The organism is bacterium (genome assembly GCA_018814885.1).
GTDB lineage: Bacteria > Krumholzibacteriota > Krumholzibacteriia > LZORAL124-64-63 > LZORAL124-64-63 > JAHIYU01.
Map to the genome: position 1 here is coordinate 1 of JAHIYU010000103.1, position 13042 is coordinate 13042.

11 protein-coding genes and 1 pseudogene are annotated in these 13042 nt (G+C 68.8%); 9 read left to right on the plus strand and 3 right to left on the minus strand.

Features of this window, described 5'->3' with window-relative positions; genetic code table 11:
- From KJ554_06410 to KJ554_06420, 3 genes and pseudogenes are all read left to right on the plus strand, one after another.
- Nucleotides 1–848, plus strand: an 848-nt coding sequence (locus KJ554_06410) for a 2-oxo acid dehydrogenase subunit E2 (protein MBU0741964.1), incomplete at its 5' end; no start/stop codon positions are given.
- 10 nt (nt 849–858) lie between these two features.
- Nucleotides 859–2268: pseudogene (lpdA, locus tag KJ554_06415) on the plus strand (dihydrolipoyl dehydrogenase).
- Between the two features lie 44 nt (nt 2269–2312).
- Nucleotides 2313–2972, plus strand: coding sequence for a hypothetical protein (locus tag KJ554_06420; GenBank protein MBU0741965.1), 660 nt, complete (start codon nt 2313–2315; stop codon nt 2970–2972).
- 43 nt (nt 2973–3015) lie between these two features.
- Here the strand turns inward: KJ554_06420 and KJ554_06425 are convergent, their stop codons facing one another.
- From KJ554_06425 to KJ554_06435, 3 genes are all read right to left on the minus strand, one after another.
- Nucleotides 3016–3648 carry a hypothetical protein gene (locus KJ554_06425; protein MBU0741966.1) on the minus strand — a complete coding sequence of 211 codons (633 nt, stop codon included), beginning with the start codon at nt 3646–3648 and terminating at the stop codon, nt 3016–3018.
- 72 nt (nt 3649–3720) lie between these two features.
- Complete coding sequence (locus KJ554_06430) at nt 3721–4476, minus strand: tRNA threonylcarbamoyladenosine dehydratase (protein MBU0741967.1); 756 nt, start codon at nt 4474–4476, stop codon at nt 3721–3723.
- On the minus strand, nt 4454–5206 hold the full coding sequence (locus KJ554_06435; protein MBU0741968.1) for a TatD family hydrolase: 753 nt from the start codon (nt 5204–5206) through the stop codon (nt 4454–4456). Before KJ554_06435 ends, KJ554_06430 begins: the two co-directional genes overlap by 23 nt.
- 317 nt (nt 5207–5523) lie before the next feature.
- Here KJ554_06435 and KJ554_06440 point away from each other — a divergent pair, with 317 nt between their 5' ends.
- The 6 genes from KJ554_06440 to KJ554_06465 are packed head-to-tail and all read left to right on the plus strand — an operon-like array spanning nt 5524 to nt 13034.
- Entirely contained in the window at nt 5524–6132 is a 609-nt protein-coding gene (locus tag KJ554_06440) for a cytochrome c family protein (GenBank protein MBU0741969.1), read from the plus strand.
- On the plus strand, nt 6120–9170 hold the full coding sequence (locus KJ554_06445; GenBank protein ID MBU0741970.1) for a TAT-variant-translocated molybdopterin oxidoreductase: 3051 nt from the start codon (nt 6120–6122) through the stop codon (nt 9168–9170). Before KJ554_06440 ends, KJ554_06445 begins: the two co-directional genes overlap by 13 nt.
- Entirely contained in the window at nt 9157–10632 is a 1476-nt protein-coding gene (nrfD, locus tag KJ554_06450; protein ID MBU0741971.1) for a polysulfide reductase NrfD, read from the plus strand. The genes KJ554_06445 and nrfD overlap by 14 nt, the downstream gene beginning before the upstream one ends.
- A gap of 3 nt (nt 10633–10635) precedes the next feature.
- Nucleotides 10636–11196 (plus strand): DUF3341 domain-containing protein, encoded by a 561-nt coding sequence (locus KJ554_06455; protein ID MBU0741972.1) that lies wholly within the window; start codon nt 10636–10638, stop codon nt 11194–11196.
- 3 nt (nt 11197–11199) lie between these two features.
- The gene (locus tag KJ554_06460) at nt 11200–11811 is read left to right on the plus strand and encodes a cytochrome c (protein ID MBU0741973.1); all 612 of its coding nucleotides are present in this window, start codon (nt 11200–11202) and stop codon (nt 11809–11811) included.
- 2 nt (nt 11812–11813) lie between these two features.
- Entirely contained in the window at nt 11814–13034 is a 1221-nt protein-coding gene (locus KJ554_06465) for a quinol:cytochrome C oxidoreductase (GenBank protein MBU0741974.1), read from the plus strand.
- Nucleotides 13035–13042: the final 8 nt, after the last annotated feature.

The following is a 13042-nucleotide window of genomic DNA, read 5'->3' on the forward strand; positions in this document are numbered from 1 at the left end:
CCGCCGCCTCCGGTGCTCCGGTCGCGCCGGCAGCCGCCGCCGCCGCGGGAGACGAGGTCGCAGCGGTCACCCGCATGGCGGCCGCCGCGTCGAGCGCGATCCCCTTCCTGGACATCGAGCCCCTGCCCGACTTCTCGGTCTGGGGGCCGGTGGAGAAGGAGCCGCTGCGCTCGATCCGCCGCAAGGTGGCGCGCAAGATGACCACCTCGATGATCCTGGTGCCGCATGTCGCCCACATGGACGATGCCGACGTGACCGAGCTGGAGGGCTTCCGGCTGCGCATGCGGGAGCGGCGCGACGGCAAGGAGGGCTGCAAGCTCACGCTGCTGTCGTTCGTGGTGCGCGCGATCACCGCGGGCCTGAAGGCGGCGCCGGCCTTCAACGCCAGCCTGGATCCGTTCAGCGAGGAGATCATCTACAAGAAGTACTACAACATCGGCTTCGCGGCCGACACGGGGAAGGGGCTGGTCGTGCCCGTCATCAAGGGCACAGACACGCGCAGCATCAACGAGATATCCTGCGAGATCGCCGAGAAGGCGGCGCTGGCCCGCGAGGGCAAGCTGCCCATCGAGGACATGCAGGGCGGCACCTTCACCATCACCAACGTCGGGCCGCTTGGCGGCACTGCTCTGATCCCGACCATCAACTATCCCGAGGTCGCCATCCTCGGCATGGGACGGGTCCAGGAGAAGCCTGTGGTGCGCGACGGCGAGATCGTCATCCGCAAGATCCTGCCGCTGACGCTGGCGTTCGACCACCGCGTGGCCGACGGCGCCGACGCCGCCCGCTTCGTGGGCGAGCTGGTGCGCAACCTGTCCGACCCGAACCTGCTGCTGCTCGATACCTAGGAGAACCGCCATGGTCATGGGGAGCCTGAATCAGGAAGTGGAGACGGTGGTCATCGGGTCGGGGCCCGGCGGCTACGTGGCGGCGCTGCGGCTGGCCGACCTCGGCCAGGACGTGATGCTGATCGAGGAGCGCGATCGTCCGGGCGGCGTCTGCCTGCTGGAGGGCTGCATCCCCTCGAAGTCGCTCATCAACGCCGTCGAGCTGAGCGAGGCGGCGCGCGAGGCGGAACGCCTCGGCCTCACCTTCAGCGATCTAAAGCTGGACCACCGCAAGCTGCGCGAGTGGACCGACGGCGTCGTGGCGACGCTGTCGGACGGCATCAGGGCCCTGTTGAACAAGCGCGGCGTGGAACTGGTCCACGGGCATGCCCGCTTTCAGGACGCCCACTCCCTGATGATCGAGGGCGGCGGCACAGTGAGCTTCGCCAACTGCATCATCGCCACGGGATCGTCTCTGAACCGGCTGCCCGAGGGCATCGATTCCAGCGTCTGGTCCAGTGCCGATGCGCTGGAGCTCAAGGAGGTGCCGGGCACTTTGCTGGTGGTGGGCGGCGGCTACATCGGCCTCGAGCTCGGCCTGGTCTACGCCGGCCTCGGCAGCGAGGTGTCCGTGGTCGAGTTCCTCTCGCGCCTGCTCATGGGTGCCGACCACGACCTGGTCGACGTGATGGTCAAGCAGGTCGAGAAGCGCACGCACGAACTGATGCTGGATTCGCGGGTGGTGTCCATCAAGCCGTCCGGCGGCGGCTTCGACGTGCAGATCGAGCACGAAGGCCAGACCCTCGAGAAGCGCTACGACCAGGTCCTGGTGGCCATCGGGCGCCGGCCCAACACCGAAGACCTCGGCCTCGAGCACACCAGGGTCGTCGTGGACGACAAGGGCGTCATCGAGACCGACGGCGAGTGCCGCACCGCCGAACCGCACATCTACGCCGTCGGCGACGTGGCCGCCGGGCCCATGCTGGCCCACAAGGCCAGCCGCGAGGGCAAGATCGCCGCGGAAGCCATCGCCGGACACAAGGTGGAGTTCGACAACCGGGCCATTCCCGCCGTCGTCTTCACCGACCCCGAGATCTCCTGGTGCGGGCTGACCGAGCGGCGCGCCGCCGACCTGGGGACCGAGATCAACGTGGGCCGCTTCCCCCTGTCCGCCCTGGGCCGCGCGCGGGCCATCGGGCACACCGAGGGGTTCGTGAAGATCATCTCGGAACCCGGGACCGATCTGATCCTGGGCGTCGGCATCGTCGGTACGCACGCCAGCGAGCTGATCTCCGAGGGGGCGCTGGCCATCTAGATGGGGGCCACGCTGGCCGACCTGACCGACACCATCCACCCGCATCCCACCCTCAGCGAGGCGCTCATGGAGGCGGCCGAGGTGGCGGCGGGGACGGCAGTGCACGTCCACCGCCCGGGCAAGTGAGCCGGGCCGACGACACCGATCCTCCGGGCGCGTACCCCGACACCGTGCCGAACACGCTCCCGGACGACGATTTCCCGTCCTGGCGGCGGGACGAGGATCTGATCGCGGAAGCCGCGCGCCCCCGCGTGCGCGTCGTGTCGTGCCGGGACGTGGAGGTGGTCATCGGCCGCGGGGGCAAGGCCGACCTCGAACTGCGCCGCGACGCGATCCGCGCAGACGGCGTGCCGATCTACCGCAGGCGCGGCGGCGGCGGCGCCGTGGTGCTGGGCCCGGGCAACCTGGTCGTCTCCCTCGCGGCTCCCCTGCCCGGTATCGGCGGCGTGACGTCCGCGTTCCGCGCCATCACCGCCTGGCTGACCGGCGGCCTGGACGTGGCGGGGATTCCCGGCGTGCGCGGCGAAGGCGTGAGCGACCTGGCGCTGGGCGACCGCAAGGTGGGCGGCTCCTGCATCTACCGCACCCGCGGATTCGTCTACTACGCGAGCACGTTGCTGACGGATCCCGACCTGGACTTGGTGGAGAGGTACCTGCAGCACCCGCCGCGGGAACCCGGCTACAGGCGAGGCCGCAACCACCGCGATTTCATGGGAAGGTTGCCCGCGGCCGCGGCCGTTTCGGAATTCGACGAGCGGCTGCAGGCGATCCTGGCGGGGGCGACGCCCGACCTCGGTCCGATCTTCCGAGCCTCGCCATCCCCCCGATGAGCCGACGAATTGGCGGGTGCCCTGCCGGTTCCTCGGACCGCCTTCACTCCGCCCGGTCGTAGACCATCCTCAAGGCGACCGTCTCGTCTCTGCGGGGCGGCTTGAACTCGTGGACGACGGTCAAGCGCCGGCCTTCGGTGTCGAGGGTGTAGGTGACGGTCCTGTCCCGTCCGTCCTTCCCTTCGCTGCGCACCACGATGCCGTCGCCGGTGACCGTCGCCGTCTCGAACACCTGGCCCATGGGGGTCCAGCGCTCGATGCGGCGGCCGTCGGTGTAGAGCGACTGCAGGATGTCCATGTCGTCGGTGACGGCGAACTCGTCGCCCTCGTGGAATATCTCCAGGCGCTCCAGCCCTTGCATCATCGCCGGGGGCTTGACGACGGCCTGCGGGTCATCGGTACGGATGTCGTCCATGGCCTCGGCCTTGCCGCCGCCCCTGCCGCCACGTCCCATACCGCCGCCCATGCCTCCGCGGCCCATGCCCACGCGCATGCCCCCGGGCATATCGGTCCGGGCGCCCATGACCTGCGCGGGATCGTCGCTGAGCGTCTCGTTCCTGACCCAGGTGCCCGTATACGATGGTGCGGGGGCCTCGTTCTCGGCCGCGGCGGCGACGACTGGCCATATGGACGCCAACACCAGGGCGGCGAACACCGCCGGGAATACGTGTCTCATCGTGTTCTCCTGTAATTGCGGGGTGCCGACTCGTTCGTTCCCAACGCACGGGACGGAAGAACCCTGCGCCACTCATCCGAGTTCCGGACCGGAGGCCAGACGGTCCAGGATCAGCGAGGCGAGGGCGTAGCCGAAGATGCCGGGCAGGGCGATGCCGCTGGGCAGACGGTTGCGGACGCGGCCGCGCTCCAGCATCCGGTCGTCCAGGTCGGGCGGCAGGACTTCCCGGGGGCGCTCCTCGGACCAGATGCAGGGGATGGGAGAATCTATCCCCTTGCGGCGCAGAAACTTGCGGACGCGGCTGGCGAGGGGGCAGCGGCGGCTCTCCCACAGGTCGCCCGAGCGTACCAGCGAGACGTCGGTGCGTCCGGCGGCGCCCATGCTGCTGGCGACGGGTACTTCGCGGCGGACGCACTGCTCCAGCAGGGCCACTTTCGGATTGAGGCTGTCGATGGCGTCGGCGACCCAGTCGGGCGGCGGTGTCAACAGCTCGTTTGCGGTGTCGGTGTGGACGAAGGCCCGGACGGCGCGCGTCTCGGTCCAGGGACAGGTCGCGCGGAGGTGATCGCGGATCACCTCCGCCTTGGGCCGACCGATGTCCCGTTCCGTGGCGGCCGGGCTGCGGTTCAGGGAGGAGGCGGTGACGGCGTCGAAATCGACGAGGGTCAGGGTGCCCAGGCCGCTGCGCGCCAAGGCCACCGCCGCGTGGGCGCCCACGCCGCCCAATCCGCACACCATCACGTGCGCGGCGCGTATCTTGACGAAGCCGTCCTCGCCGTACAGATCGAGCGTCCGCTTGAAGCGCTCAGGATAGCCGGAAGAGTTCACGCGCGTTCCTCGTCGTCTCGACGGCGATCTCGTCCACGGTCATGCCGCGCAGCTCCGCCAGGGCGGCGGCGACGGCGCGCACGTTGCCAGGTTCGTTCTCCCCGTCCGGTATGCCCGCCATGCCCAGTCCCGGGGCGTCTGTCTCCAGCACGACGCTGTCTAGGGGGACGTCCCCGGCGCCGTGGCGCGACCGCCTGGCGCGGGGCCGTGTGATAGCCCCGCCGAGACCGATATGGAGTCCCAGATCCAGGATGCGCCGGGCCAGCTCGGGACCGCGCGAGAAGGCGTGGACCACGCCGCGCACCGGGCCCTCCGCCGCGAGTTCTGCGATGAACTTGTCGAACGCGCCCCGGCAGTGCAGGATCACCGGCAGGTCCAGCTCGCGCGCCAGGCGCAACTGGTCGCGGAAGACCGGCAGCTGTACGTCCAGCCCGGGACCCTCGATCTTGGTGTCCAGGCCGATCTCGCCGACGGCCACGGTCCGGCAGGCGCGCAGCCGGTCGCGCAGGGCGTCGATATCGACGCCCTCGTGGGCTTTCCAGGGGTGGACTCCCAGCGCGGGGAAGACATCGTCGTGCGCGGCGGCGATCTCGGCCACCGCGTCCCAGCCGCCTGCGGCGTAGGCCGGCAGGACGAAACCGCCGACGCCGGCGGCCCGGGCGCGGGCGAGCACGGCGGGTAAATCGCGCCGCAAGGGCTCGAAATCCAGATGCACGTGTGTGTCGATCAAGAGCATGTCCGATGTTGGCATAGCCCGCCCCGGCCTGGCAATGCGGTTGATCGGAAAACAACTTGAAAATACTGGATGAAATGCGTATTCATTGTTGCGCAATCGTCATGGTGCGACGACGGGTGCTGCCGGCGCATCCCGGTAAGTAATTGCCGATCCATCGTTCGAGTTGATATGTTCCGCGCGACATCGACGATGAGAGACCGCCCCCGGATCGTTCCGGACTTGGGGCAGAATGCGGGAGCTGAGCACCCTTGGATTCCCAGCAGAACGGCCACGATCCCTTCGTCTTTCCCAAGTGGGCCAACACGCTCCGACTGCCGCTGACCATCGGCGCTGCCCTGGTCCCCCTTTACATCGCGGTACTCATCTACCTGACCTTCGCGCCGGGCACCACCGGCGTCGGCTACGCGCTGGAGCAGCCGGTGCCGTACAGCCACGAGCTTCACGCGGGCGAGCTGGGCATCGACTGCCGCTATTGCCATATCGGCGTCGAGTCGGGGGCGTCGGCCACCATACCGCCCACGCGGACCTGCATGAACTGCCACGCGACGGTCAAGACCGGGAGTGAACGGCTCGCGCTAGTGCGCGAGAGTTTCGCGACGGGCCGTTCCATTCCCTGGGTGCGGGTCCACGACCTGCCCGACTACGCCTACTTCAACCACAGCGCGCACGCGACCCGCGGCGTGGGCTGCGAGACCTGCCACGGTCGTGTGGACAAGATGGAGACCGTCTATCAGGCCGAGGGCCTGAACATGGGCTGGTGCCTGGGCTGCCACCGCGCTCCGGAGCCGTACCTGAGGCCCGTAGGCGAGGTCACGACCATGGGCTGGGTGCCGGGGATCGATCGGACCGAGCTGGGCTCGCAGTTGCGCGAGGCCAGGAACATCAACCCTCCTGCGGATTGTTCGACATGTCACCGATAGACGAGAAAAGTCCCGACCAGGGTTACTGGCGCAGCCTGGAGGAGCTGGGGAACACCCCGGAGTACTGCAGGTTCACCGAAGCCGAATTTCCCGAGGAGGCGCGGGTTCCTACCGACGCCTTCTCGCGCCGCCGCTTCCTCCAGCTCATGGGCGCTTCGGTGGCCATGGCGGGCGCCGCGGGCTGCCGCTGGCCCGAGGAGAAGATCGTTCCCTTCGCCGAGCGGCCCGACGGCGTTGTCCCCGGGACGGTACGGCGCTATGCGACGGCGATGGACCTCGCCGGCAAGGTCAGCCCGCTGCTGGTGACCACGAACGATGGTCGGCCCCTGAAAGTGGAAGGCAACCCCGATCATCCCCTGAGCGCCGGCGCCGCGGACCATTTCGCCCAGGCCAGCGTGCTCGAGATGTATGATCCCGACCGCAGCCGCGAGGTGCTCCGGCGCCGCGGCGGCTCCTATGACCGGCGCTCCTGGGAGGACTTCATCGCCTGGGCCGGTCCGCATTTCGAGACGTTGCGTGGCAACGGGGGGCGCGGCCTGGCCGTGCTCTCCGAGCAGAGCGCGTCGCCGACCCTCGCGGCACTGCGACGGCGCCTGCGCGACGAGCTGCCCGATGCCGGCTGGTACGAATACGAGCCCGTCTCCCGCGACAACGAACGCCTGGGCTCGGGACTCGCCTTCGGCACGGCGCAGCGCGCGCACCTGTCCCTGGGCGCGGCCGCCGTCATCGCCTGCTTCGACGCCGACCCGCTCTCGGACCACCCGACGTCCCTGCGCAATGCGCGCGACTTTGCCGAGGGGCGGCGCGCCGGGCACGGACGCATGAACCGGCTCTATGCGGTGGAGAGCTGCCCGAGCGTGACCGGCGGCATGGCCGATCACCGCTTCGCCGTCCCGACATCGCGCATCCCCCACGTGCTCCATCAACTCGCCGCCGAACTCTTCCTGCACGGGGGGCTGGAGTTGCCCCGGGGGATGGACCGCCTGCGCGGCGCTTTCGCTCACGTGGAAAGACAGGGGCACCAGGAAACGTTCGTCCCCGCCCTGGCCCGCGATCTGACGGCCAACCGCGGCCGCGGCCTGGTGGTCGTCGGCCCGCGCATGCCCGACCACGCGCACGCGCTCTGCCACCTGCTGAACCGGGCCCTGGGCAACTGCGGACGCACGGTCACCTACAGTCCCGAGGAGCCGCGGGGCCTGACTCACGGTGCGGCCATCGCCGACGTGGCCCACGGCGTCGGGAAGGGCTCGATCGACACCCTGCTGATCCTGGGCGGCAATCCGGCCTTCGACGCGCCGGCCGAACTCGGCCTGGCCGAACTGCTGGCCAGAGTGCCCCATTCGGTGCGGTTGGGCCTCTACGACGACGAGACCTCCCGGACCTGCGCATGGCACCTGCCGCGCGCCCATTACCTGGAGTCCTGGGGCGACGTGCGCGACCACGACGGCCGTTACGGCGTGGTCCAGCCCCTGATCAGCCCGCTCTTTGGCGGCTGGACCGCCCCGGAGCTCTTATCGCTGCTGCTTGACGGCGAGAAACGCCCCGCCCACGCGCAGGTGCGCGAGACCGCCCGCGGGCTGGGCGTCCGCCGCGACTCCGCCTGGAAGACGCTGCTGCGAGACGGCCTGCTGCCGGGCAGCGAGGCCGCCGGCGGCGTCCCCGAACTGGAGGGCCGCGGGCTGATCGCCGCGGTGGTCCGCGGCGCGAGGGCCGCCGTGCCCGAACCCGGCCGCGACAACCTGGAAGTGGTCTTCGCGCCGGACTCCTGCCTCTACGACGGCCGCTTCGCCAACAACGCCTGGCTGCAGGAACTGCCCGACTACATGACGAAGCTCACCTGGGACAACGCCGCGCTCATCGGCGTGTCGACCGCTGCGGAGCTGGGCGTGAGGCACGGCGACGTGGTGGTGCTCGAGCTGGGCGGGCGCCGTCTGGAAACGGCGGTCTACGTCCTGCCCGGGCACGCGTCCTGGTCGGTCACCCTGACCCTGGGACACGGACGCGAGCGGGCCGGCCGCGTGGGCGGGGGTACGGGCTTCGCCACCTATCGGCTGCGCTCTGCGGATGCGCCGGACTACGGCCTGGGCGCCGTCCTGGCCAAGACGGGCCGCGTCTACCCCCTGGCCACGACCCAGGACCACCATGCCATCGACGCCGCGGGCATGGCCGAGCGCGAGAAGCGCGTTCCCACCCTCGTGATCGAGGGCGACCTGGCGGAGTACGCGCATCACCCGGACTTCGCCTCGCACCGCGCCCACCATCCGCCCCTGGTCTCGCTCTGGGAGGAGCGGGACTACACGGGCCGCGCCTGGGGCATGACCGTGGACCTCAACACCTGCATCGGCTGCAACGCCTGCGTGACCGCCTGCCAGGCCGAGAACAACATTCCGGTCGTCGGCAAGGATCAGGTGGCCAGGGGTCGAGAGATGCACTGGATCCGCCTGGACCGCTATTTCCAGGGCGATCCGGAGAATCCGCGCGTCGCCCACCAGCCGGTGGCCTGCGTGCATTGCGAGATGGCGCCCTGCGAGCAGGTCTGTCCGGTCGGCGCCACCATGCACAGCGAGGAGGGCCTGAACACCATGGCCTACAACCGCTGCGTGGGCACCCGGTACTGCTCGAACAACTGCCCCTACAAGGTGAGGCGCTTCAACTTCTTCAACAACAACAAGGGCATCCCCGAGGTCCGCAAACTGGTCTACAACCCGGAAGTGACGCTGCGGGCGCGCGGCGTGATGGAGAAGTGCACCTACTGCGTGCAGCGTATCGAGAAGGCCAAGATCGCGGCCAAGAACGAGGGCCGCGGGCTGCGCGAAGGGGAGATAACCACCGCCTGCCAGCAGACCTGCCCGACCCGCGCCATCGTCTTCGGCGACCTGAACGACGCGAACAGCGAGGTCGCGAAGATGACCGTCGACCGGCGGGCCTACCACATGCTGGCCGAGCTCAACTTGAAACCGCGCACGGCGTACCTGGCGCGCCTGCGCAACCCGAATCCCGAACTGGTGGAGAGCGCCGATGGGCATGCTGCTCGCTAAGGACGCGATCGACAACACCGTCCACGATCCGACGCAGCCGCAGGAGCTGATCACCGGCGGACAGACGTTCACGTCGATCACCGACCACATCTGCGGCATCGTGGAGAAGCCCCGGCCGCCGCGCGCGTGGTACGTGGCCATCGGCATCACGTCGGCGTTCACCGGCGTGCTGGGCCTGATGATCCTCTACCTGATCTTCACGGGCATCGGCGTCTGGGGACTCAACAACCCCGTGGGCTGGGGCTGGGCCATCGTGAACTTCGTGTTCTGGGTCGGCATCGGGCACGCCGGCACGCTCATCTCGGCCATCCTCTTCTTGCTGCGCCAGAAGTGGCGCACGAGCATCAACCGCTTCGCCGAGGCCATGACCATCTTCGCGGTGATCTGCGCGGGCATCTTCCCGGCCATCCACGTCGGCCGCGTCTGGGTGGTGTGGTGGCTCTTCCCGCTGCCCAGCTACCAGTCCATGTGGCCCCAGTTCCGCAGTCCGCTGCTATGGGACGTCTTCGCCGTCGGCACCTACATGATCGTCTCGCTGCTGTTCTGGTACACGGGCATGGTGCCGGACCTGGCGACGCTGCGCGACCGCGCGAGGACCAGTCTCCGCAAGATCTCCTACGGGCTGTTCGCCCTGGGCTGGCGCGGCTCCAACCGCCACTGGCACCGCTACGAGAAGGCGTACCTGCTGCTGGCCGGCCTGGCCACGCCCCTGGTGCTTTCTGTGCACTCGGTGGTGTCCTTCGACTTCGCCACCGCCCAGATCCCCGGCTGGCACACGACCATCTTCCCGCCCTACTTCGTGGCGGGCGCCATCTTCTCGGGCTTCGCCATGGTGATGACGCTCATCATCCCGGCGCGAGAGATGTTCAAGCTGAAGAACATAGTTACGCTCTATCACCTGGAGACCATGGCCAAGATCATCCTGGCCACCGGCACCATGGTGGGCTACGCCTACGCGACCGAGTTCTTCATCGCCTGGTACAGCGGCAACCCGGCCGAACAGTTCGCCTTCATCAACCGCGCCTTCGGCCCCTACGCCTGGGCCTACTGGATCATGGTCAGCTGCAACGTGATCTCGCCCCAGCTCTTCTGGTTCAGGAAGATCCGCACCAACACCTGGGCGCTGCTGATCATCTGCATCTTCGTGAACATCGGCATGTGGTTCGAGCGGTTCGTGATCACGGTCACGTCCCTGAGCCGCGATTTCCTGCCCGCGTCCTGGGGGTACTACTCGCCGACGCTCGTCGATATCCTGACCTTCGCGGGCAGCTTCGGCCTGTTCTTCACCCTGGTCCTGCTGTTCATGCGCTACCTGCCGATGGTGGCCATGGCCGAGGTGAAGACCGTCATGCCGCAGGAACACTGGGAGGACAAGGTCTCCCGTCCGATCGGCGACTACCACGGCGACAACCCCGTGGTCCAGCCCCTACGCCGGCGCGCGCGCCGGCCAGAGCGGAGATAGCGAATGAGTGACGCAAGCGCGAACACCCACGGCGGCCGGGAGCTCTTCGGGTACCTCCTCGAGTACGAGAATCCCGGCGACCTGCTCGCGGCCTGCGAGAAGGTGCGCGACGCGGGGTACACCAGGTGGGACGCCCACACGCCCTTCCCGCTCCACGGGCTGGACGGGGCCATGGGCATCCGCGGCACGCGGCTGCCGTGGCTGGTGCTGGCGGGCGGCCTGGCGGGCCTGGCTCTCGCCCTGCTCATGCAGTGGTGGATGAACGCGGTGGACTATCCCTTCTGGATCAGCGGCAAGCCCTTCTTCGGGATCCCGGCCGCGGTTCCCGTCGCCTTCGAGCTGACGGTGCTGCTGAGCGCGCTGACGACCTTCTTCGGGATGTGGGCGCTGAACGGGCTGCCCCGGCACCACCACCCGCTGTTCAACAGCGAGCGGTTTAAGCGCGCCACGGCGGACCGCTTCTTCATCTCGCTGGAGGCGGCCGATCCCAGGTTCCATCCGGAGCGGACCCGCGCGTTCGCCGAGACCCTCGGCGCGCAAGACGTCGAGGCCGTGGAGGACTGACCGATGCCGAGAATGTTGAAATCCGTCGCGATCGTCCTGACCCTGCTGGCGCTGATCCCGCTGGCGCTGCTGGTGAAGGCCCGGGTGACGCACAGCCCGTCGCCGCGCCTGATGGTGATTCCCGACATGGACAACCAGGATCGTTACAAGACCCAGCAGGCGTCGCCGTTCTTCGCCGACGGCCGTGTCATGCGCGCGCCCCCGGCGGGCACGGTGGCCCGGGGCGAGATCTTGGACGAGCCGGCATACGCCCTGGGGCACGTGGATTCGGTGTGGGTGGAGAGCTTCCCGCGGCCGCTGGACGCCGCGGCGCTGGCCCGCGGCCGCGAGCGGTACGGCATCCACTGCGCGCCCTGCCACGGCCTGGCCGGCGCCGGCGACGGCATGATCGCCCGGCGCGCCGACTTCCTCAGGGAAGGTACCTGGACGCCGACCACCGACCTGCGCACCGACTCCGTGCGCGAGCGTCCGCTGGGGCGCATCTACGACACGATCGCCAACGGCATCCGCAAGATGCCCGCCTACGGCCCGCAGATACCGATGGCCGACCGCTGGGCCATCGCGGGCTACGTGCGCGCCCTGCAGATCGCCGCCGGCGGACGGGAGGAGCGATAGCCTTGGCTCACATGAAACGAGACGTTTCCATGCTCGACAGGGAGCGGCTGACGCTGGGCGGCGCCGGCCGGCTGCTGCTGGTCGCCGGGCTGGTCGTGGGCGTCGGGGGGTTGGCGATCAGCTACGTCCTCGGTCGCGGCGCCGACGACGGCATGCATCACTTCATGTACGCCTACCTGCTGAACTTCATGTTCCTGCTGTCGCTGTCGCTGGGCGCGCTGTGGTTCGTGCCCCTGCAGCACCTGACCCGCTCGAGCTGGAGCACCGTCATCCGCCGCCTGGCCGAGATCGTCTCGGGCACGATCCCGGTGCTGGGCCTGCTGGCCGTTCCCATCCTGCTGAACCTGGACGTGATATATCCCTGGGCCGACCCCGCGCACGCCGCCGGCGATCCGCTCATGGCCCACAAGCTGGGATTTTTGAGCGTGAAGTGGTTCACCTTCCGCGTGGTCCTCTACTTCGTGATCTGGACGGTTCTGGCGTACGTGTTCCGCCGCTGGTCGGCGAAGCAGGACCAGAGCGGGGACCTGTCCTACACCTTCCGCAGCGAGAGGCTGGGCGGACCGGCCCTGCTCGTCTACGGCTTGACCCAGACCCTGGCCGCCTTCGACCTGATGATGAGCCTGGACGCGCACTGGTTCAGCACCATGTTCGGCGTCTACTGGTTCGCGGGCATCGTGGCCGCCTTCTTCGCGTTGATGACCCTGCTGACCTGGGGTCTGCAGCGCTCCGGCCGCCTGTCGCGGATCGTGACCGTCGAGCATTACAACGACTACGGCCGCGCCATGTTCGCCTTCGTCTTCTTCTGGGCGTACATCGCCTTCAGCCAGTACATGCTGATCTGGTACGCGAATATCCCGGAGGAGACGGGATGGTTCCTGCGCCGCCAGGAGAACGGCTGGTCTGCCGTGGGCTACCTGCTGATCTTCGGGCACTGGCTGGTGCCCTTCGCGGGGTTGATGTCGCGCTTCACCAAGCGTCGCGTCGCGCTGATGGTCTTCTGGGCGGTGTGGATCCTGGTCATGCACTGGGTGGACCTGTTCTGGCTGATCATGCCCGAGCTCAGCCCTGGTGGCGTGCCTCTGCAATTGATGGATGTGACCCTGCTGGCGGGGCTGGGCGGCCTCTACGTCGCGGCCCTGGCCCTGCTCGCCGGCGACCGGTCGCTGATCGCGCGGCGCGATCCTCGCCTGCAGGAATCGCTGAATTTCGAGAACTACTAGCGTTGAGG

Excerpts from the sequence above, each read along its gene's own strand:
- KJ554_06445 (MBU0741970.1), top strand. The coding sequence starts at position 6,120 with ATGTCACCGATAGACGAGAAAAGTCCCGACCAGGGTTACTGGCGCAGC.
- KJ554_06460 (MBU0741973.1), top strand. The coding sequence starts at position 11,200 with ATGCCGAGAATGTTGAAATCCGTCGCGATCGTCCTGACCCTGCTGGCG.
- KJ554_06425 (MBU0741966.1), bottom strand. The coding sequence starts at position 3,648 with ATGAGACACGTATTCCCGGCGGTGTTCGCCGCCCTGGTGTTGGCGTCC.
- KJ554_06455 (MBU0741972.1), top strand. The coding sequence starts at position 10,636 with ATGAGTGACGCAAGCGCGAACACCCACGGCGGCCGGGAGCTCTTCGGG.
- nrfD (MBU0741971.1), top strand. The coding sequence starts at position 9,157 with ATGCTGCTCGCTAAGGACGCGATCGACAACACCGTCCACGATCCGACG.